Annotated in this window: 23 protein-coding genes and 2 pseudogenes; 24 read left to right on the top strand and 1 reads right to left on the bottom strand. The window is 44.0% G+C overall.

Going from position 1 to position 20,105, the window contains the following annotated elements:
* The first annotated feature begins 35 nt into the window (after positions 1-35).
* The 14 genes and pseudogenes from sppA (at position 36) to JQX68_RS14860 (ending at position 11,163) form a co-directional block, all read left to right on the top strand.
* Positions 36-1,043 carry a signal peptide peptidase SppA gene (sppA, locus tag JQX68_RS14920; protein ID WP_205440327.1) on the top strand — a complete coding sequence of 336 codons (1,008 nt, stop codon included), beginning with the start codon at positions 36-38 and terminating at the stop codon, positions 1,041-1,043.
* A 12-nt stretch (positions 1,044-1,055) separates the two neighbouring features.
* Complete coding sequence (locus JQX68_RS14915) at positions 1,056-1,550, top strand: RDD family protein (protein WP_014664983.1); 495 nt, start codon at positions 1,056-1,058, stop codon at positions 1,548-1,550.
* 74 nt (positions 1,551-1,624) lie between these two features.
* On the top strand, positions 1,625-2,305 hold the full coding sequence (locus JQX68_RS14910; RefSeq protein ID WP_041521400.1) for a DUF2953 domain-containing protein: 681 nt from the start codon (positions 1,625-1,627) through the stop codon (positions 2,303-2,305).
* Positions 2,306-2,318: 13 nt separating this feature from the next.
* Entirely contained in the window at positions 2,319-2,774 is a 456-nt protein-coding gene (gene ytfJ / locus JQX68_RS14905; RefSeq protein ID WP_040082144.1) for a GerW family sporulation protein, read from the top strand.
* Between the two features lie 108 nt (positions 2,775-2,882).
* Entirely contained in the window at positions 2,883-3,386 is a 504-nt protein-coding gene (tpx, locus tag JQX68_RS14900) for a thiol peroxidase (RefSeq protein WP_003223506.1), read from the top strand.
* 59 nt (positions 3,387-3,445) lie between these two features.
* Positions 3,446-4,435, top strand: a complete 990-nt coding sequence (locus JQX68_RS14895; protein WP_103030837.1) for a class I SAM-dependent methyltransferase — start codon at positions 3,446-3,448, stop codon at positions 4,433-4,435.
* Positions 4,407-4,608: pseudogene (locus JQX68_RS14890) on the top strand (hypothetical protein). Before JQX68_RS14895 ends, JQX68_RS14890 begins: the two are co-directional and overlap by 29 nt.
* Before the next feature lie 172 nt (positions 4,609-4,780).
* Positions 4,781-5,968: an acetate kinase gene (locus JQX68_RS14885; protein ID WP_003223511.1), complete on the top strand. Its 1,188-nt coding sequence runs from the start codon at positions 4,781-4,783 to the stop codon at positions 5,966-5,968.
* An 84-nt stretch (positions 5,969-6,052) separates the two neighbouring features.
* Positions 6,053-6,565 carry a MogA/MoaB family molybdenum cofactor biosynthesis protein gene (locus JQX68_RS14880; RefSeq protein ID WP_003229354.1) on the top strand — a complete coding sequence of 171 codons (513 nt, stop codon included), beginning with the start codon at positions 6,053-6,055 and terminating at the stop codon, positions 6,563-6,565.
* A gap of 169 nt (positions 6,566-6,734) precedes the next feature.
* Entirely contained in the window at positions 6,735-7,946 is a 1,212-nt protein-coding gene (locus JQX68_RS14875; protein WP_014664976.1) for an argininosuccinate synthase, read from the top strand.
* Complete coding sequence (gene argH, locus JQX68_RS14870; RefSeq protein WP_014664975.1) at positions 7,943-9,328, top strand: argininosuccinate lyase; 1,386 nt, start codon at positions 7,943-7,945, stop codon at positions 9,326-9,328. Before JQX68_RS14875 ends, argH begins: the two co-directional genes overlap by 4 nt.
* A 64-nt stretch (positions 9,329-9,392) precedes the next feature.
* Positions 9,393-9,524, top strand: a complete 132-nt coding sequence (locus JQX68_RS21875) for a hypothetical protein (protein WP_041521399.1) — start codon at positions 9,393-9,395, stop codon at positions 9,522-9,524.
* A 125-nt stretch (positions 9,525-9,649) separates the two neighbouring features.
* Positions 9,650-10,417 (top strand): SDR family oxidoreductase, encoded by a 768-nt coding sequence (locus JQX68_RS14865; RefSeq protein ID WP_069150069.1) that lies wholly within the window; start codon positions 9,650-9,652, stop codon positions 10,415-10,417.
* Positions 10,418-10,479: 62 nt separating this feature from the next.
* Positions 10,480-11,163, top strand: coding sequence for a metal-dependent hydrolase (locus JQX68_RS14860; RefSeq protein ID WP_014664972.1), 684 nt, complete (start codon positions 10,480-10,482; stop codon positions 11,161-11,163).
* A gap of 50 nt (positions 11,164-11,213) precedes the next feature.
* Here JQX68_RS14860 and ytlI read toward each other — a convergent pair whose 3' ends face one another.
* The gene (gene ytlI, locus JQX68_RS14855; RefSeq protein ID WP_014664971.1) at positions 11,214-12,140 is read right to left on the bottom strand and encodes a LysR family transcriptional regulator YtlI; all 927 of its coding nucleotides are present in this window, start codon (positions 12,138-12,140) and stop codon (positions 11,214-11,216) included.
* A 152-nt stretch (positions 12,141-12,292) separates the two neighbouring features.
* On the opposite strand from ytlI, the gene snaA reads away from it, so the two are divergent.
* From snaA to ribR, 10 genes and pseudogenes are all read left to right on the top strand, one after another.
* Positions 12,293-12,829, top strand: a complete 537-nt coding sequence (gene snaA, locus JQX68_RS14850) for an N-acetyltransferase SnaA (RefSeq protein ID WP_014664970.1) — start codon at positions 12,293-12,295, stop codon at positions 12,827-12,829.
* Positions 12,830-12,842: 13 nt separating this feature from the next.
* Complete coding sequence (gene tcyJ / locus JQX68_RS14845; protein ID WP_069150067.1) at positions 12,843-13,652, top strand: sulfur-containing amino acid ABC transporter substrate-binding protein TcyJ; 810 nt, start codon at positions 12,843-12,845, stop codon at positions 13,650-13,652.
* Between the two features lie 13 nt (positions 13,653-13,665).
* Positions 13,666-14,478: a sulfur-containing amino acid ABC transporter substrate-binding protein TcyK gene (gene tcyK, locus JQX68_RS14840; protein WP_069150066.1), complete on the top strand. Its 813-nt coding sequence runs from the start codon at positions 13,666-13,668 to the stop codon at positions 14,476-14,478.
* A 21-nt stretch (positions 14,479-14,499) separates the two neighbouring features.
* On the top strand, positions 14,500-15,219 hold the full coding sequence (gene tcyL / locus JQX68_RS14835; RefSeq protein WP_069150065.1) for a sulfur-containing amino acid ABC transporter permease TcyL: 720 nt from the start codon (positions 14,500-14,502) through the stop codon (positions 15,217-15,219).
* Positions 15,220-15,248: 29 nt separating this feature from the next.
* Positions 15,249-15,956 carry a sulfur-containing amino acid ABC transporter permease TcyM gene (tcyM, locus tag JQX68_RS14830; RefSeq protein WP_069150064.1) on the top strand — a complete coding sequence of 236 codons (708 nt, stop codon included), beginning with the start codon at positions 15,249-15,251 and terminating at the stop codon, positions 15,954-15,956.
* Positions 15,953-16,732, top strand: coding sequence for a sulfur-containing amino-acid ABC transporter ATP-binding protein TcyN (gene tcyN / locus JQX68_RS14825; RefSeq protein ID WP_069150063.1), 780 nt, complete (start codon positions 15,953-15,955; stop codon positions 16,730-16,732). Before tcyM ends, tcyN begins: the two co-directional genes overlap by 4 nt.
* On the top strand, positions 16,729-17,733 hold the full coding sequence (locus tag JQX68_RS14820; RefSeq protein WP_205440326.1) for an LLM class flavin-dependent oxidoreductase: 1,005 nt from the start codon (positions 16,729-16,731) through the stop codon (positions 17,731-17,733). The genes tcyN and JQX68_RS14820 overlap by 4 nt, the downstream gene beginning before the upstream one ends.
* 14 nt (positions 17,734-17,747) lie before the next feature.
* Positions 17,748-18,031: pseudogene (locus JQX68_RS14815) on the top strand (glutaredoxin family protein).
* On the top strand, positions 18,028-19,356 hold the full coding sequence (locus tag JQX68_RS14810) for an LLM class flavin-dependent oxidoreductase (protein WP_147772355.1): 1,329 nt from the start codon (positions 18,028-18,030) through the stop codon (positions 19,354-19,356). The pseudogene JQX68_RS14815 and the gene JQX68_RS14810 overlap by 4 nt, the downstream one beginning before the upstream one ends.
* A gap of 46 nt (positions 19,357-19,402) precedes the next feature.
* Positions 19,403-20,095, top strand: a complete 693-nt coding sequence (ribR, locus tag JQX68_RS14805) for an RNA-binding riboflavin kinase RibR (RefSeq protein WP_069150059.1) — start codon at positions 19,403-19,405, stop codon at positions 20,093-20,095.
* The last annotated feature ends 10 nt before the right edge of the window (positions 20,096-20,105 follow it).

Below are 20,105 nucleotides of genomic sequence, written 5' to 3'. Positions count from 1 at the left end.
ATAATGAGAGAGTTTGGGAAAAAGGAGGAGAAAAAATGAATGCAAAAAGATGGATCGCATTAGTGATAGCTCTGGGGATTTTCGGCGTGTCTATTATCGTCAGCATCTCTATGAGTTTCTTTGAAAGCGTCAAAGGCGCTCAAACGGATCTTACATCATTGACGGATGAATCGCAGGAAAAGACGCTGGAAAACGGCAGTCTCTCAAGTAAAATTGCCGTATTAGAGGTCAGCGGCACCATCCAGGATAATGGGGACTCAAGCAGTCTGCTTGGTGCAGACGGATATAACCACAGAACGTTTTTAAAAAACCTTGAGCGCGCAAAAGATGACAAGACGGTCAAAGGCATTGTTCTGAAGGTGAATTCTCCGGGCGGCGGAGTATATGAAAGTGCTGAAATACATAAGAAGCTGGAAGAAATCAAGAAAGAAACAAAAAAACCGATTTATGTGTCAATGGGCTCGATGGCGGCATCCGGAGGCTATTACATCTCAACGGCGGCTGATAAGATTTTTGCGACACCGGAAACCCTGACCGGGTCACTCGGCGTCATTATGGAAAGCGTCAATTATTCAAAGCTTGCCGATAAGCTCGGCATTTCTTTTGAAACAATTAAGAGCGGGGCTCATAAGGACATTATGTCTCCTTCCCGTGAGATGACGAAAGAAGAAAAAAACATCATGCAATCGATGGTTGATAATTCGTATGAGGGCTTTGTTGATGTTATTTCAAAAGGCCGCGGCATGTCGAAAGCAGAGGTAAAGAAAATTGCGGACGGCCGCGTGTATGACGGGCGTCAGGCGAAAAAACTGAATCTCGTTGATAAGCTTGGTTTTTATGATGACACTATTTCGGCGATGAAAAAGGATCACAAGGATTTGAAAAACGCTTCTGTCATTTCTTATGAGGAAAGCTTCGGATTAGGCTCATTGTTTTCCATGGGCGCGAACAAAATGTTTAAAAGTGAAATTGATTTTTTAAATATGAGAGAAATGCTTTCGCAATCCGGTTCGCCGAGAATGATGTATCTCTATGCGAAGTAGGAGGGAACAATAATGGACGCGACATATGAAGAGTTAGAGCGCAATGACATCAAAGGCCCGCAAGAAGCGGAGCAGCTGACACATGCCTATGCTGGCTTTTGGGTTCGTTTCTGGGCTTTCCTGCTTGATTGGCTCGTGGTATGGGGATTAAACCATTTACTCGTTTCTCCCCTCTTTACCGTAATGGATCTGCCGAAATCATCCGGCATGTTTACCTTCTCGGCCTACAGTGTGACAACGCTTATTGTTTATCTTGCCTATTTCGCACTAATGACAAAATACTTTAGGCAGACGCTGGGTAAAATGGTGTTCGGCCTCAAAGTGGTTTCTGTGAAGCAAGATTGCAAGCTGACATGGAGTACAGTGATTTTTCGTGAAGTGGTTGGACGGTATATTGATAAGATTTGGATTTTATATATCGTTGTTGCTTTTTCACCTACAAAACAAGGGATTCATGATTACATCGCGGATACCACCGTGGTGCATGAAAAATTATACCGCAAATAACTGATAACCCGGACCTCTGTCCGGGTTTATTTTTTTAGGATTTGGCGATAATGCTCCTAGAGGAAGTGAAGAATATGGTGTATGCACTGACAGCCATTCTTATTCTCATAGGGGTCGTACTGCTTCTCAGAATGAAAATCCATGTTGCGCTGGAGTATCTTCATGCCGATGATAATGACAAATTGACATTGAAGATTACGGCGCTGTTTGGCCTGATAAGGATCAAAAAAACAATCCCGGCGATTAAGCTGAACAAAGAAGACGGAACAGTGGATATCAAACAAAAAACTGAATCTAAAATGAAAAAAAGCAGCGGAAAGAAGAAAATCACACAAAACGATGTGCAGCAAAGCATTAGTAAGATTGAAATGCTTTTGCATCAGGTCACCAGATTACGGAAAATAAGTGCCTCTTTTCTCGCGCATTTACATATCACAAAGCTGGAATGGATTACAGTTATCGGAATTCAGGACGCGGCAGTGACAGGTGTGATAACAGGTGCTGTATGGGGTGTGAAAGGCGGTATCGCAGCGATGCTCTACGACCATCTGGACTTTGTAAATAAACCTGTTTATGAGGTGATCCCTTCGTTTCAAGTCCCGGTTTCCAAGACCCATTTTCAGTGTATATTCTTTTTTCGCTTTGGACATGCTATGCTTGCAGCTTTCAAATTCGTCAAATACGGACGGGAGCTATCCGTATTAAAGAAGAATCCGTCGGCTCGAATGACTTCAAAGAATGATTCATCAGTTTAAGGAGGAAGCGTATATGGCAGACCATCCCATCCAAGGTTTAATGAAAACCGCAATGGAAAACTTGAAGGAAATGATTGATGTTAACACCATCATCGGAGATCCAGTAGAAACGCCTGATGGAAGTGTGATTTTAACTGTTTCTAAAGTCGGATTCGGATTCGCCGCAGGCGGAAGCGAGTTTGGCGGAAAGCCAGCAGAAAAGAAATCGGAAGACGATGAGACAAGAGAACAGAAACTTCCTTTCGGAGGCGGAAGCGGGGGCGGTGTGTCCATTACGCCGATCGCGTTTTTAATTGTCGGATCGACAGGGATCAGAATGCTTCATTTAGATGAAAATACTCATTTAATAGAGAAAATTTTAGACGCAGCCCCTCAAACACTTGAACGCATTCAGCAAATGTTCAAGAAAAATAACAAGAACCAAGGCCAGGGCCAAAGTCAAAACCAAATGAACAATATGAATTATTAAAAAAGGTTAACTGCGCCGGCCGCAGTTAACTTTTTTTTGGCATAAACTTTGCAGTTTGCAGGAAACTTTACTATGATAGAGACATACATACAAAAGGGAGGAATTATAATGGCTGAAATTACATTCAAAGGCGGTCCGGTTACACTTGTCGGACAAGAAGTGAAGGTAGGAGATCAAGCTCCTGATTTCACAGTGCTGACTAACAGCCTTGAAGAAAAATCGTTAGCTGACATGAAAGGAAAGGTAACGATTATTTCTGTTATCCCTTCAATTGATACAGGTGTTTGTGATGCACAAACACGCCGTTTTAACGAAGAAGCTGCAAAGCTTGGAGATGTCAACGTCTACACAATCAGTGCAGACCTTCCATTTGCACAAGCGCGCTGGTGCGGTGCTAACGGAATCGACAAAGTGGAAACACTGTCTGACCACAGAGATATGTCATTTGGCGAAGCGTTCGGTGTGTATATTAAAGAACTTCGTCTGCTTGCGCGTTCCGTATTTGTCCTTGATGAGAACGGAAAAGTCGTTTACGCTGAATATGTAAGCGAAGCAACAAACCACCCGAACTATGAAAAGCCAATTGAGGCTGCTAAGGCATTAGTGAAGTAAGCAGGGAAAAAAGCTCCAGGCTGCCGCCGGAGCTTTTTTCATGGCAAGGAGGAACACATATGCAAAAAGACCATGTAGGTGCGGTGTATGAGCTGTTAGACGAAGCCGCGATTATGATAAAGAATGAATTGCAGATTTCATATATAGAGGCCCTGGCCGAAGCAGGAGAAATGTATTTTCTTGAAAAAACAGATCAGCTGAAACTGCCTGCTGATCAGAAAACCAAACAGCTTCAGGCTCTGCTTGAAAAAGCGGAATTCGGCACATATGAGCATGAGTGGGTGCGCAAAGCTTTTCAGCTTGCCGTCCTTAAAGGAATGAAGGATATCTCTCATCCGAACAGACAAATGACGCCGGATACGATCGGGCTTTTCATCAGCTATTTGGTGAATAAGTTTATGGCGGATAAAAAGGAACTGACCGTTCTTGATCCAGCCTTGGGAACCGGAAACCTTCTGTTTACCATGCTGAACCAGCTGTCTGGAAAAACGGCAACCAGCTTTGGCATTGAAATTGATGATGTGCTCTTGAAGATCGCGTATGCCCAAGCGAACCTACTGAAAAAAGAGCTTGAGCTTTTCCATCAGGACAGCCTTGAGCCGTTGTTTATCGATCCAGTGGACACGGTCATTTGTGATTTGCCAGTCGGCTATTATCCAAATGACGAAGGAGCAGAAGCGTTTGAGCTCAAAGCTGACGAAGGTCATTCCTTCGCGCATCATCTGTTTATTGAACAGAGCGTTAAGCATACCAAACCGGGCGGCTACTTATTTTTTATGATTCCGAATCATTTGTTTGAGAGCTCCCAAAGCGGCAAGCTGAAACAGTTTTTAAAAGATAAGGTTCATATCAACGCGCTGTTGCAGCTGCCAAAATCTATTTTTAAAGACGAAGCTCATGCCAAAAGCATCCTTGTGCTTCAGAAACAAGGAGAGAAGACGAAAGCGCCTGGGCAAATTCTGCTTGCGAATCTTCCGTCTTTCTCCAATCAAAAGGCGATGCTTGATATGATGGCTCAATTTGATGAATGGTTTAAAAAAGAAAAGTAATTGTTTTAAAAGCAGCTTAGGCAGCCGTATGAGATGGATGCCTAAGCTGTTTTTATTTGTCTTTTGAAGATCGGACTGACGAATTGAATCCAGCTTTGAAACACAAAATACAGAGAGAAAAACCGCAAATTGTAAGCGTTCATCAATACAAAACCTATAGGGAATGTGTCTGAAAATAACGACTTCTTATTGTAAGCGTTATCAATACGCAAGTTGACTTGAAAAGCCGACATGACAATGTTTAAATGGAAAAGTCAGATATTTTTCGGAGAAGATGTTGATATTCACCGGGAAAAAAGTACGAAAAACGAAGTTGTTGATACAGAGTATAAAGGAGCGTCAATCATGTCCAAAATTATTGCAATTAACGCAGGAAGCTCGTCTTTGAAATTTCAGCTTTTCGAAATGCCTTCAGAAACCGTTTTAACGAAGGGTTTAGTTGAACGAATCGGTATCGCCGACAGCGTATTCACAATTTCTGTGAACGGCGAAAAAAATACAGAAGTAACTGATATTCCGGATCATGCGGTAGCTGTTAAAATGCTGCTGAATAAGTTAACGGAATTTGGCATTATTAAAGACTTGAATGAAATTGACGGAATTGGCCACCGTGTCGTTCACGGCGGAGAAAAATTCAGCGATTCTGTTTTATTAACGGATGAAACCATTAAGGAAATCGAAGATATTTCTGAATTGGCACCACTTCACAACCCGGCAAATATCGTTGGAATTAAAGCGTTCAAAGAAGTGCTTCCAAATGTTCCTGCGGTAGCTGTTTTTGATACGGCATTCCACCAAACAATGCCTGAGCAGTCTTACCTTTACAGCCTGCCGTATGAATACTATGAAAAATTCGGCATCCGTAAATACGGCTTCCACGGCACTTCACATAAATATGTAACTGAGCGTGCGGCAGAGCTTCTTGGCCGTCCGTTAAAAGACCTGCGCCTGATTTCCTGCCACCTTGGAAACGGAGCAAGTATTGCTGCTGTTGAAGGCGGAAAATCAATTGATACTTCAATGGGCTTTACGCCGCTTGCCGGTGTTGCAATGGGTACGCGCTCTGGAAACATCGACCCTGCCCTGATCCCATACATCATGGAGAAAACAGGCCAAACGGCTGACGAAGTACTGAATACATTAAACAAAAAAAGCGGACTGCTCGGCATTTCCGGCTTCTCTAGCGATCTTCGTGACATCGTTGAAGCAACGAAAGAAGGAAATGAGCGCGCGGAAACGGCTCTTGAAGTATTCGCAAGCAGAATCCACAAATACATCGGTTCTTATGCTGCTAGAATGAGCGGTGTAGATGCGATCATCTTTACTGCCGGTATTGGTGAAAACAGTGTGGAAGTCAGAGAACGCGTTCTTCGCGGTTTAGAATTCATGGGCGTATACTGGGATCCTGCGCTTAATAACGTGCGCGGCGAGGAAGCTTTCATCAGCTATCCGCATTCTCCAGTAAAAGTCATGATCATTCCGACTGATGAAGAAGTCATGATTGCGCGCGACGTTGTTCGTTTAGCAAAATAAATCGCATGAAAGCACATTCTCTTGAATGTGCTTTTTTGTTGATGCATGATAGTGACAGACAGAAAACATAAAAGAGGTGGGCCAATGAGCGTTCAAGAGCATAAACAAGAAGCTCCCGATATCGTTCGGTGTAAAGTGATTACTGTCAGTGACACGAGGACAGAGGAAACCGATAAAAGCGGCAAGCTGATGATCTCATTTTTAGAAGAAGCCGGTCATCATATTGCTGCATATGAAATTGTAAAAGACGAAAAGGATGCTTTGCAGCGTTCAGTGCTTGCGGGCTGCATGGATGAACAGACAGACGCGGTGCTCTTAAACGGAGGGACAGGCATAGCAGATCGGGATGTCACAATTGAAGCCATAACGCCGCTGTTTTCGAAAGAGCTGCCCGGTTTTGGAGAAATATTCAGGATGCTGAGTTATACAGAGGATATCGGTTCTGCCGCAATCATGTCGAGAGCAACAGCCGGTGTCATTCAGCATACCGCTGTTTTCTCAACGCCAGGCTCAAGCGGTGCGGTTAAGCTGGCAATGAATAAGCTGATTATTCCCGAACTTGCACATGTGGTCAGAGAAATCAGAAAAGACAAGTAAATGAATAAATACTACGAAACTTCACCTGAAATTTAGGTGAAGTTTTTTTGATAAAAGGCTTGAAAAAACGAAACGTACTTGTTAAAGTGTATACATACAAAATGCATTTTTATTAAAAATAATTTATTTTTATACAAAATAGAAACACAGTTGAGAGGGGATTTTTATCATGTCAGAACAGAAAAAAGTCGTATTAGCATACTCAGGGGGCCTTGATACTTCCGTCGCAATAAAATGGCTTCAGGAGCAAGGATATAATGTCATCGCCTGCTGTCTGGATGTCGGTGAAGGCAAAGATTTGGCCTTTGTTCAGCAGAAAGCGCTTGAAGTCGGCGCGACAAACTCCTACGTGATCGATGCAAAAGAGGAATTTGCACAGGACTACGCGCTTATCTCTTTGCAGGCCCACACGATGTATGAAGGAAAATACCCGCTTGTTTCAGCATTATCTCGGCCGCTGATTGCGAAAAAGCTGGTTGAAATTGCGGAACAAGAAGATGCACAGGCGATTGCTCACGGATGCACGGGGAAAGGAAATGACCAGGTTCGTTTCGAAGTCTCCATTAAATCATTAAACCCTGACCTTGAAGTCATCGCGCCGGTTCGCGAATGGCAGTGGTCACGTGAAGAAGAAATTGAATATGCGGCGAGCCGCGGCATTCCGATTCCGATCAATCTTGACAGCCCGTATTCTATCGACCAAAACCTCTGGGGACGCGCGAATGAGTGCGGCATTTTAGAAGATCCATGGGCGGCGCCGCCAGAAGGTGCATACGATTTAACAGCTCCGCTGGAAAAAACGCCGGACACGCCGGAAGTGATTGAAATTGCATTTGAACAAGGTGTGCCTGTCTCCATAGACGGCGTATCTTACACGCTTTCTGAACTGATTTTGAAACTGAATGAAATGGCAGGCGCACACGGTGTCGGACGTATCGACCACGTGGAAAACCGCCTCGTCGGCATTAAATCCCGGGAAGTATACGAATGCCCTGGTGCGATCACACTGATCAAAGCGCATAAAGAATTAGAAGATTTGACACTGGTGAAAGAGGTTGCACACTTTAAACCGATCATCGAGCAAAAAATGTCAGAAATCATTTACAACGGCTTATGGTTCTCGCCGTTAAAAGACGCGCTGCACGCTTTCCTAAAAGAAACGCAAAAGCATGTCACAGGCATCGTTCGCGTGAAGCTGTTTAAAGGCCATGCAATCGTAGAAGGACGTAAATCAGAATATTCTCTATATGATGAAAAACTTGCAACATATACAAAAGACGATGCGTTTGATCACCATGCGGCAATTGGCTTTATTGAGCTTTGGGGCCTTCCGACAAAAGTGAACAGCATCGTGAAAAAGAAGGAGCAGATTAAAGCATGAAGAAGCTTTGGGGAGGCCGGTTTCAAAAAACACCGGAAAAATGGGTCGACGAGTTCGGCGCATCCATATCATTTGACCAAAATTTAGTCACTGAAGACATAACAGGGTCTCTCGCACATGCTGCCATGCTGAAAAAATGCGGTATCCTGACAGCGGAAGAAGAGCTGAAAATCCGCGAGGGACTGAATACCCTTTTGCAAAAAGCAGAGGAGGGAGCATTGGAATTCTCAGTCGATTATGAAGATATTCATTTGAACATAGAGAAAATGCTGATTGACGAAATCGGCCCGCTCGGCGGCAAGCTGCATACCGGCAGAAGCCGGAATGACCAGGTGGCGACTGACATGCATTTATACTTGAAGAATCATGTCGGCCACATCATCGAGCTGATTGAGGCATTCCAAAGTGCGCTGATTGAAAAGGCGGAAGCGAACGTTGAAACGATTCTGCCGGGCTACACACATCTGCAGCGCGCCCAGCCGATTTCATTCGCTCACCATCTGCTTGCGTATTTCTGGATGTTAGAGCGCGACAAGGAGCGTTTTCAGGATTCGATGAAGCGGATTAACAAATCTCCGCTCGGCTGCGGGGCGCTCGCGGGAACAACCTTCCCAATCGACCGTGATTATTCAGCCGAACTGCTCGGCTTTGATTCTATTTATGAAAACAGCTTGGATGGCGTCAGCGACAGAGACTTCATTTTGGAGTTTTTAAGCAACAGCAGTATGCTGATGATGCACCTATCCCGTTTCTCTGAAGAAATCATTTTATGGTGCTCGCAGGAGTTTAAATTCATCGAGCTTGATGATGCGTACGCAACAGGAAGCAGCATGATGCCGCAAAAGAAAAACCCTGATATGGCGGAGCTGATCCGCGGTAAAACAGGGCGCGTATACGGTGATATGATGGGGCTGTTTACGATCATGAAAGGACTTCCGCTTGCTTACAACAAAGATCTGCAGGAAGACAAAGAGGGCATGTTTGACACGGTGAAAACGGTGGAGGGCAGCCTGCAAATCTTCACAGGCATGATCCAAACAATGATTGTAAACAAAGACGTCATGAAGCAAGCGACAAAACAAGACTTTTCAAATGCGACGGAACTGGCCGATTATTTAGCCAAGAAAGGAATGCCGTTCAGAGAAGCGCATGAAGTGGTCGGAAAACTTGTGTACACCTGCATCGAAAGAGGAATCTATTTAAGCGATATGCCGTTTGGCGAGTTTCAGCAGGCGAGCACACTATTCGAAGAAGATATTTACACTGTGTTAGACCCTTACTACGCAGTTGAAAAAAGAATGAGCGCCGGGGGCACCGGATTCAAACAGGTGGAGCAAGCGCTTGAGAAAGCGAAAGCTTGCGTCGCAACAGGAGTTTGTTAAAATTTCCTTCATAAAATCCCGTCATTATAGCCAACCTACCTCTATAATGATGGGAGGCAGAATGATGAAAAAAGAAACGGAACGCTATATTTATGATGAACAAGAAAGCCAGGAGACAACAAGGCTCATTTCAGAAGCATATCAAAGCGGTTATGTCGATATGCCTGATCAGGAGTCTTCATCTTCTGCAGAATAAGCTGTCTATACAGGCAGCTTTTTTGTATGCCAAAGTGTAAAAAGTGATATTGCAAGCCTTTTATAGTAAAGTAGAAGAAGAAACACTTTATTGAAAGCGGCGACGTTGCTTTGGGAGGTATTCATGTGCGACATGCTTTAATTACTGCCGGTTCGAAGGGTTTAGGCCGCAAAGTGACTGAAACGTTGCTTGCAAAGGGGTATTCAGTAACAGTCAATTACAGACAGGATGAGGAGGCAGTCAGCCGCCTGAAGAAAGCCTGTCCCGATTGTCTTGACCGGCTGCAATTTGTAAAAGGTGATGTCACCAAAAAAGAAGATCTGCTGCGTATTGCAGAGACTGCCTTAAACCGCTTTGGAAGGATCGACTTTTTGATTAACAACGCGGGACCATACATATTTGAACGTAAAAAGTTAGCCGATTATACTGATGATGAATGGTACGGCATGCTGGAAGGAAATTTAAGCGCCGTTTTTCATTTATTCAAAGCGGTTATTCCTATTATGAGAAAACAGCAATTCGGACGCATCATTACGTACGGATTCCAAGGTGCGGCTCACGCGCCAGGCTGGCTTCATCGCTCGGCATTTGGCGCTGCGAAAGTGGGCTTGGCTTCTTTGACGAAGACAATCGCCATTGAAGAAGCCGAATTCGGCATAACCGCCAACATGGTTTGCCCGGGAGACATTGTCGGCGACATGAAAGAAGCATCGATAGAGGAAGCCAGAATGAGAATCGGCAAAGAAAAAACGCCGATAGGAAGGTCTGGAACAGGCGAGGATATCGCCCGGATTATCGCTTTCTTGTGTGAGGAGAACTCAGACCTTGTGACTGGGACTGTCATTGAAGCCACCGGAGGCCTCAATGTTATTAACAAGAATCAAACGACATAAGTTTTTCAGCTTTTGAAAAAGGGAAAATAAAAAAATCAAAATCACGTGACGAGGTGAAAGAAATGAAAGTGACATATCACGGACATTCTGTAATTACAGTGGAAACGAAGGACCACCATATTATATTTGATCCGTTTTTAACAGGGAATTCATTAACGGATATCAAGCCGGAGGATGTAAAAGCGGATGTCATCTTATTAACGCACGGCCACAATGACCATGTCGGTGATACTGAACAAATCGCCAAGCAAAATAACGCGCTGGTTATAGCACCGAACGAGCTCGCTGTGTACTTAGGCTGGAAAGGCTTGAATGTTCATCCGATGCACATCGGGGGCTCCCGCCAGTTCGATTTTGGAAAAGTGAAGCTCACACAGGCCTTTCATGGATCAGCCATCACAGATGAAGAAAACAAAACGATCACTTACACAGGCATGCCAGCCGGTATTTTGCTGACTGTAGAAGGTAAAACGATTTTCCATGCGGGTGATACGGCTCTATTCTCTGATATGAAACTCATTGGCGAATTGAATCATATTGATCTTGCTTTCCTGCCGATTGGCGATAACTTTACGATGGGGCCTGAGGACGCCAAGCTTGCCGCTGAATGGCTGCGCGCAAAACAGGTCGTGCCGGTGCATTACAATACATTCCCGGTCATCGAGCAAGACCCAGAAGCATTCGCTGACAGCCTTCCGGGCGGAGTCGGCAAAGTCATGTCGGTCGGTGAGACGATCGAGCTGTAAGCGGTGAAACCATCTCCTGATGAATCAGGAGGTGGTTTTTATTTTTTCAGTTATCCTGTAATGGTCTTATCAGAGGTTCCTTCCAATTCTTTGCTGCGTTGCTGAAAACGTTTGGTTATCCGAGCGATCAAGTCCTTCGTGGCGCGGTCAAAATGAACTTCTTTTTGATTTGTCAACAGCCCTATGGGCGGGGTGATATCCAGGTTCAGAATTGGAATAACTTTAGTGCCGTTGAACGGTTTAGAATGTGCGGTGCTGGTAAAGATTGAAATTCCGATGTTTTCACGTACGTAATATTCATGTGACATGCTGCTTGTGAGCTCCATTTTTTTGTAGCGATTACCGAGTTCTCTATGTAAATGCTGTTCAATTTGTAAGCGAATGGGGCAATTGGCGGGCGTAAATATGAAGCGCTCTTCTGCTAAATCAGACAAATGGACAGCCTTCTTCTCAGCGAGCGGATGTTGATCAGATACAATCACATTTAATGTGTCATAAAAAAATGGATGGTAGTAATTTTCAAGAATCAGCTCCGGCTCGCCGCAGACCGCAAAATCAATCGTCCCGTCTAAGAGCTTTTGACTGCAAGTATTGGCGTCATCAACCTTGATATTAACCGTTATCTTTGGGTAATCCTTTAAGAAATCCTTTAAAATCTCGGGGAATATCAGACTGGCGGTCGGCTCTGAAATCCCTATGTTGATAATGCCTGCCTCTTCTTCCTTTAAGTCGGAGAGGTTGTGTTTAAGCGCCTCGTATTGTGTCAAAAGATCTCCTGTTCGTTCATAAAAAAGTTTCCCTGCTTTTGTCAACTGCAGGCTTTTTCCTCTTTCAAACAGCAGTACGCCTAAATCCTGCTCCAATTGCTTCATACGCATCGATATCGTCGGCTGCGAGTAGTTGAGTATTTCTGCAGCTTTATAGAAGCTTCCAAATTTCACAATCGTATGAAACGTTTTGATTGAGCGTAACTCCAATGTGCTCCCTCCTGTTTTTCATCATTAAAATTACTGAAGTGAAGGTTTACTTTTTTTGATTAGTCAAAGATCAGAGTATGCTTTATAGTATAAACAATAAAAGCTTAGTAAACAAATCGGGATTATATATTTTGTGAAGAGGAGTGACAAAAATGAGTGAGGATATTTTTCGACTGGCAACTGTTGAAGATGCACCGGAGCTGCTGAAACTGGTTAACAGCGCATTTTCGCCCATTCGGCAGCTAGATATTGATTGGCCATCCACGAGAGCTGATATCCAAATGGTATCAGAAAATATTGAACATCATTCAGCGATTGTGCTGGAGCGGGATGGGAAGCTGATTTCAACGATTACAATCAGGTTCCCGTGGGAGAGTGAGACGCCTCCTTCAAAATATCCGTTTGTGTGGTGGTTTGCGACACTGCCGGAATATAAAGGACAAGGCGCCGGAAGTAAGCTGCTTACGTATGTTGAAGAAAAAGTGCTTCGAGATATGCTGAAGGCTCCTGCCCTGACACTCGGCACATCGGCGCGCAAGCATCCTTGGCTTGCTGACATGTACAGAAGGAGAGGGTATGAAGTGTATTTTGAGCAGGAAAAAGACGGGGACATAGGCGTGATGATGCACAAGGTTCTGATTCCGGAACGATTTAACCCAACGCTTTTAGGTGCGCCCAGCTGGGCATGATGTGAGGCAGCCTATGAATAAGCGCAAAGGATTGGTTTTGCTGCTGTCAGTGTTTGCATTACTTGCCGGGGGATGTTCGCAAACAAAAAACAAAACAGATCGTCAGGCTCAAACAGTCATAGTCGGCACTGGAACAGATTTTCCGAATATTGCGTTTTTAGATGAAAAAGGCGATTTGACCGGGTATGACATTGAAGTGATAAGAGCCATCGATAAGGAGTTGCCTCAATATACATTTGAATTTAAAATGATGGATTTCTCAAATTTGCTGACGAGTCTCGGAAATAAAAAAATTGATGTGATTGCGCACAATATGGCCAAAAATAAAGAACGAGAAAAGCGTTTTTTGTATCATAAAGTCCCATATAACTACTCGCCGATGTACATCACGGTGAAAGAGGATAATCACAAGATTCATACATTAAAAGACTTGCACGGAAAAACAGTCATAGTTGGCGCCACGTCAAATGCGGCAGATTATATTACAAAGTACAACAAAACGCACGGCAGCCCAATTCATTTAAAATATGCGGGACAGGGAAGCAATGACACCGCCAATCAAATTGAAACTGGGCGCGCAGATGCAACGATAGCTACACCGTTTGCCGTCGATTTTCAGAATAAAACGCACGCCTTCCGCCAAAAGACAGTCGGTGACGTGTTATTAGATACCGAGGTGTACTTTATGTTTAATAAAGGCAGCCAAACCTTGGCGGATGACACGGATCAAGCGATTAAAAAGCTGGAGAAAAACGGAACGCTAAAAAAACTAAGCCGAAAATGGCTCGGGGCAGATTATTCAAAATCAAGTTTTGAAAAATAAATGGGGCGATGAGATGAAAACGAAAGCAGCATTCATGGCAATATTATTTTCCCTTATAACAGTTCTGTCAGCTTGCGGTGCAGACAGTCAAACGACGGGAGCCGGGCAAAAGAAGGTACAGACGATCACGGTTGGAACTGGAACCCAATTTCCCAATATTTGCTTTATCGATGAAAAAGGCGATTTAACCGGTTATGATGTCGAACTGATCAAAGAGCTTGATAAGCGCCTGCCAAATTATAAATTCACATTTAAAACGATGGAATTTTCCAACCTGCTTGTCAGCCTCGGACAGCATAAAGTCGATATTGTGGCACATCAAATGGAGAAAAGCAAAGAGCGAGAGAAAAAATTTCTGTTTAACAGGGTTGCCTACAACCATTTCCCTTTAAAAATTACTGTGCTTCAAAATAACGATACGATCCGTGGAATTGAAGACTTAAAAGGAAAACGGGTGATTACGAGTGCAACATCCAACGGAGCGCTGGTACTGAAAAAGTGGAATGAGGAAAATGGGCGGCCGTTTGAGATTGCCTATGAGGGCCAAGGCGCAAATGAGACTGCGAATCAGCTGAAATCGGGGCGTGCGGACGCAACGATCTCTACGCCTTTTGCAGTAGACTTTCAAAACAAGACGAGCGCTATTAAAGAAAAAACCGTCGGTAATGTGCTTTCAAATGCCAAAGTGTATTTTATGTTTAACAAAAATGAACAAACGTTAAGTGACGATATTGATAAAGCCTTACAGGAAATCATTGATGACGGAACGCTGAAAAGGCTCAGTTTGAAATGGCTTGGTGACGACTATTCCAAAGAGCAGTATTAGGTAAAAAGAGAGGGAGCAGTGATGGAAAAAGCGTTTGATATGAACATGATTGGAGATTTTGTGCCGACGTTAACCGCTTATTTACCGGTTACATTATACATTTTAACACTGTCCTTGCTTTTCGGTTTTGTATTAGGACTCTTTCTGGCACTGCCCCGCATCTACAATATTCCAATTGTAAATCAATTGGCAAAAGTGTATATCTCGTTTTTCAGGGGAACGCCTATCATGGTGCAGCTTTTCATCGTGTTTTACGGAATCCCGGCGCTTACTGGGCTTATCGGGATTGATACATCAAAAATGGATCCGTTTTATGCTGCGGTCGCAACCTATGCGTTAAGCAATGCAGCGGCAGCCGCAGAAATCATTCGAGCGGGAGTGGGCAGTGTAGATAAAGGCCAAACGGAAGCGGCGTACAGTATTGGCTTAAGCGGTAGTCAGGCCTTCAGGCGAATCGTTCTGCCTCAGGCACTTGTCCAAGCGTTTCCGAATATGGGAAACATGGTGATCAGTTCTTTAAAAGATACGTCTCTAGCCTTTTCAATTGGTGTTATGGATATGTCCGGAAGGGGCCAAACATTGATCACCTCAAGCAACCATTCTCTTGAAGTTTACATTGCGCTATCGATTGTTTATTATGCTGTAGCGGTTTTATTCGAATGGTTCTTTCGAGTGGCAGAAAAACGAATCAAGAAGAATCAAACAAGGATTGTTACTGTTTTTGACATGAACATACAATGATATATTTCTTCGGATGAGGGGGGAGAAGATTGCAATTTGACTTTCCATTTATCGTTTCCGCCATGAAAGAAATGGTAAAGACCATTCCTCTGACATTGATGATGGCTGTTTTGCCGATTGTGTTTGGATTTCTCGTGGCTCTTGGAAATATAATTGTTAGAATTTTTAGAATTAAGATCTTGGTGGCTTGCTCAAGGTTTTATGTGTCTTTCTTTCGAAGTACACCTGCAATCCTTCACATTATGTTGATTTATTTAGGGATACCTCCTGTTGCAGATCAAGTCAGCAGTTTTTTTCATCTCGGCTGGTCCGCCAATGAGATACCGGTCTCCATGTTTGTCATCATGGCCTTGTCTTTAACTGCCGGAGCTTATCTGACAGAAATCATCCGGTCGGGCATTCTGGCGATGGATACCGGACAGGTCGAAGCGGCTTATTCAATCGGCTTGACACACAGCCAAACCTTTCGGCGTGTAATATTGCCGCAGGCGCTGATGGTTTCCATCCCAAACTTCACAAATTTGGGTATCGGCTTTTTGCATACCACCTCTATCGCGGCTATAGTGGCTGTCCCAGAGATTACAGGGACGGCGACTATCGTTGCTTCTGATAATTATGCATTTTTAGAAGCGTTTATCGGAGCAGCCATTATCTATTGGGTGCTGACTCTAATCCTAGAATCAGTAAATGGAGTATTAGAGAGAAAGGCAGCCAGATTTCAAGGAGGCACTTTATGATTGAGATTAAAAATATCCATAAACAGTTTGGCATCCACCATGTATTAAAAGGGATAAATCTCACGGTACGCAAGGGAGAAGTTGTGACGATTATCGGGCCGAGCGGATCAGGGAAAACCACCTTTTTACGGTGCCTGAATTTATTAGAACGTCCAGACGAAGGGATCATTTCTATACATGACAAAGTGATTAATTGCAGCTTTCCGTCCAAAAAAGAGGTTCACTGGCTCAGAAAACAGACGGCAATGGTATTTCAGCAATACCACCTGTTTGCTCACAAAACGGTGATTGAAAATGTCATGGAGGGCTTGACGATTGCCCGGAAAATGAGAAAACAAGACGCGTATGCCGTAGCGGAAAATGAACTGAGAAAAGTCGGGCTTCAAGATAAATTGAACGCTTATCCAAGTCAGTTATCGGGAGGACAAAAGCAGAGGGTTGGGATAGCAAGGGCGCTTGCCATTCATCCTGATGTGCTGCTGTTCGATGAACCGACGGCAGCACTTGACCCGGAGCTGGTCGGTGAAGTGCTTGAGGTAATGCTGGAAATCGTGAAAACCGGAGCCACCATGATTGTTGTTACACATGAAATGGAGTTTGCAAGAAGGGTCTCTGATCAAGTTGTTTTTATGGATGAAGGAGTCATTGTTGAACAAGGAACCCCGGAGGAAGTCTTCCTCCATACCAAAAAAGACAGAACGAGGCAGTTTCTCCGCCGTGTTTCGCCGGAATATTTATTTGAACCAAAAGAACACATAAAGGAGCCGGTGATATGATCCGCTTAAGTATTTTAGACCAAAGCTTGATTGGTGAAGGGGAGACAGCAGCTGATACATTACAACATACAGTGAAATTGGCACAAATGGCTGAAGCTTGTGGATATCACCGGTTTTGGGTGGCTGAACATCACAACAATGATGAGGTTGCAGGATCTGCGCCCGAGGTTCTTTTAGGCTATCTTGCTGCAAGCATAAGGAAAATTCGCTTAGCCTCAGGCGGAGTGATGCTGCAGCATTACAGCCCTTACAAAGTGGCGGAGCAGTTCTATCTTCTATCAGCGTTAGCTCCCGGCCGTATAGATCTTGGAGTGGGCAAAGCGCCCGGCGGGTTTCAGCTGTCCACAGACGCGCTGCAGGCCGAATATGAAAAACCGGTGCGTCAGTTTGATGAAAAACTGGAGGAGCTTACTCATTTCGTACGGGATGATTTTCCTGATACCCACCGCTATGCCGCATTGCGTCCTAGGCCGCAGGTTGATCTGAAGCCGGGTATTTTTCTATTGGGAGGAAGCACAGAGAGTGCCATTTCGGCTGCAAAACTGGGTATCTCTTTTGTCTTTGCTTACTTCATTAACGGTGAAGAGGAAGTGCTGAAGGAAGCCCGCCGAGCATTTGACGCGCATCTCCCCCCAGGATCTGAGGCTGAATTTCATCTTGCTCCCGCTGTTTTTGCGGCACATACAAAAGAAGAAGCGGAAAAACATATTGTGTCGCGTGAATCGATAAAAGTGGTTTTGAAAGACGGGCGTAAGGTCAACGTCGGTTCCCGCGAACAGGCTGAGGCCTATCTGGAAAACGTCACAGAGCCATATGACATCATCGTGCAAAAAACCGGGATTATTGCCGGAACGAAGGAAGAAGTGGCAGAAGAATTAACACGTTTATCAGGCACATACAAAATTAATGATTTTGTTATTTTTACACCGATCAAAAATGCTGAAGAAAAACAGCTGTCTTATCAGCTGCTGAGCGATGCAGTTTTAGCTGCAAAACGTTAAGGAGGGACAGAAGAATGAGTGATGTTGTGAACATTGTGGTTTGGAGTAAAAAAGGCTGTTCGTATTGTGAGGAAGTCAAGAATTATTTGAATGAAAAAGGGTTCCCGTTCCAACATATCGATGTTTCAGAGAAAGAAAAGCTTCGAGATATTTTACAGGTGAAATATGGGGTGCGCCATGTGCCTGTGGTCGAAATCGGGCGCGGCAATCAGTATCAAGGGATAACTGAGATCGGCATTGAACACCTTGATCTGGCACTTGCGAATTATATCCAAAGATAAAGGAGGCAAAAAGATGACACGTTCAGATTTTATTCAGTTTGGAGCGATGATTCACGGTGTCGGGGGAACAACTGACGGCTGGCGCCATCCCGATGTTGATCCCTCGGCCAGCACGAATATTGAATTTTACATGAAAAAGGCACAAACAGCTGAAAAAGGTTTGTTTAGTTTTATTTTCATTGCAGACGGCTTATTTATTTCTGAAAAATCGATTCCTCATTTTTTAAACCGTTTTGAACCGATCACCATTTTATCTGCGCTAGCATCGGTTACCAAAAATATTGGGTTAGTAGGGACGTTCTCTACATCTTTTACTGAGCCATTCACGATCTCCAGACAATTGATGTCGCTGGACCATATCAGCGGGGGCAGGGCAGGCTGGAATCTTGTTACTTCTCCACAGGAAGGAGCGGCGCGCAACCATAGTAAGTCTAATTTGCCAGAACACACTGAACGTTACGAGATCGCACAAGAGCATTTGGATGTTGTGCGCGGGCTGTGGAATTCCTGGGAGCATGACGCATTTATTCACAATAAGAAAACAGGGCAGTTTTTCGATCCGGCGAAGCTTCATCGCCTGAATCATAAAGGAAAGTATTTTCAAGTAGAGGGGCCCTTGAATATCGGGCGCTCTAAGCAGGGAGAGCCTGTAGTGTTTCAAGCGGGTTCATCAGAAACAGGCCGGCAGTTTGCTGCCAAAAATGCGGATGCGATTTTTACCCATTCCAATTCATTAGAAGAGACAAAAGCGTTTTACGCGGATGTGAAAAGGCGAGCTGCTGATGAAGGGCGGGATCCTTCAAATGTGCGGATTTTTCCGGGGATCAGCCCGATTGTGGCAGATACGGAAGAAGATGCGGAAAAGAAGTATCGTGAATTTGCAGAATTAATACCGATTGAAAATGCTGTTACTTATTTGGCCCGTTTTTTTGATGATTATGATCTGAGTGTTTACCCGTTGGATGAGCCATTTCCCGATATTGGCGATGTGGGAAAGAATGCGTTTCAAAGCACAACAGACCGGATTAAGCGAGAAGCAAAAGCCAGAAATCTGACATTGCGGGAGGTAGCACAGGAAATGGCTTTTCCGCGGCCTCTATTCATCGGAACACCAGAGCGTGTCGCATCCTTAATTGAAACTTGGTTCAACGCTGAGGCGGCGGATGGGTTTATCATTGGGTGTGATATACCGGGAACACTTGATGCTTTTGTAGAAAAGGTGATTCCGATTCTTCAAGAAAGAGGGCTTTATCGTCAAGATTATCGCGGCCGGACATTGCGGGAAAATCTCGGCCTTGGCATTCCGCAGCATCAAGCCGTTTTACATTCATCACATCATTAGGTTTCGTCTGATCGAATGCGGAAGCTGAGAGGGGAGGCTGACTTTTTTGACGATCATTGCCGGTACGGTTGTGAAAGGAAAACAATTAGGCAGAAAGCTTGGATTCCCCACGGCAAATGTAGATGCAAAAATGCATGGGCTGCGTAATGGAGTTTATGGGGTTCTGGCGACAGTCAATCATCAATTTTATTTAGGGGTTATGAATATCGGTGTGAAACCGACGGTCGGCTCTAACCTTAAAAAGACATTGGAGATTTTTTTGTTTGACTTTCATAGAGACATCTATGGAGAAAAAATCGAATGCAGTATTCTCTTTAAAATTAGAGAAGAAAGAAGGTTTGATTCTTTGGAGTCGTTAACAAAGCAAATTAAAAAGGATATTTCGTGCGTTGCAAAACGCTTTGAGCTGATTGGGATTATGGCACCAAACAAAAAAGAAAGCCTCCTTTCCCATCAGGAGTTAAATCTTCCGGATCTCTGCTTTTACAAGAAATGTAACAACCTATATGGCGTCAACCGGGGCGTATACAATGTCATTGATAACTGGTTTTTTGAGTACGGAATTACACAAGTAGCTTACAGGCGCATTTATATTTTATCTTTTTTAAGCTTTTTGAAAGAAGATAATCCGAAGGTTTCCAGCAAGTATATAAAATTTGGGGCGGGCGGTCTTAATGATAAATTGAACCGATTTATTTCATCTTATGTTGAAGAGTCTGAAGAAAATATATTGGGATAGGGAAAGGAGC

It is taken from the genome of Bacillus sp. LJBS06 (assembly GCF_016924995.1).
Classification (GTDB): Bacteria; Bacillota; Bacilli; order Bacillales; family Bacillaceae; genus Bacillus; species Bacillus stercoris.
This window is presented reverse-complemented; position numbering and strand designations above follow the sequence as displayed.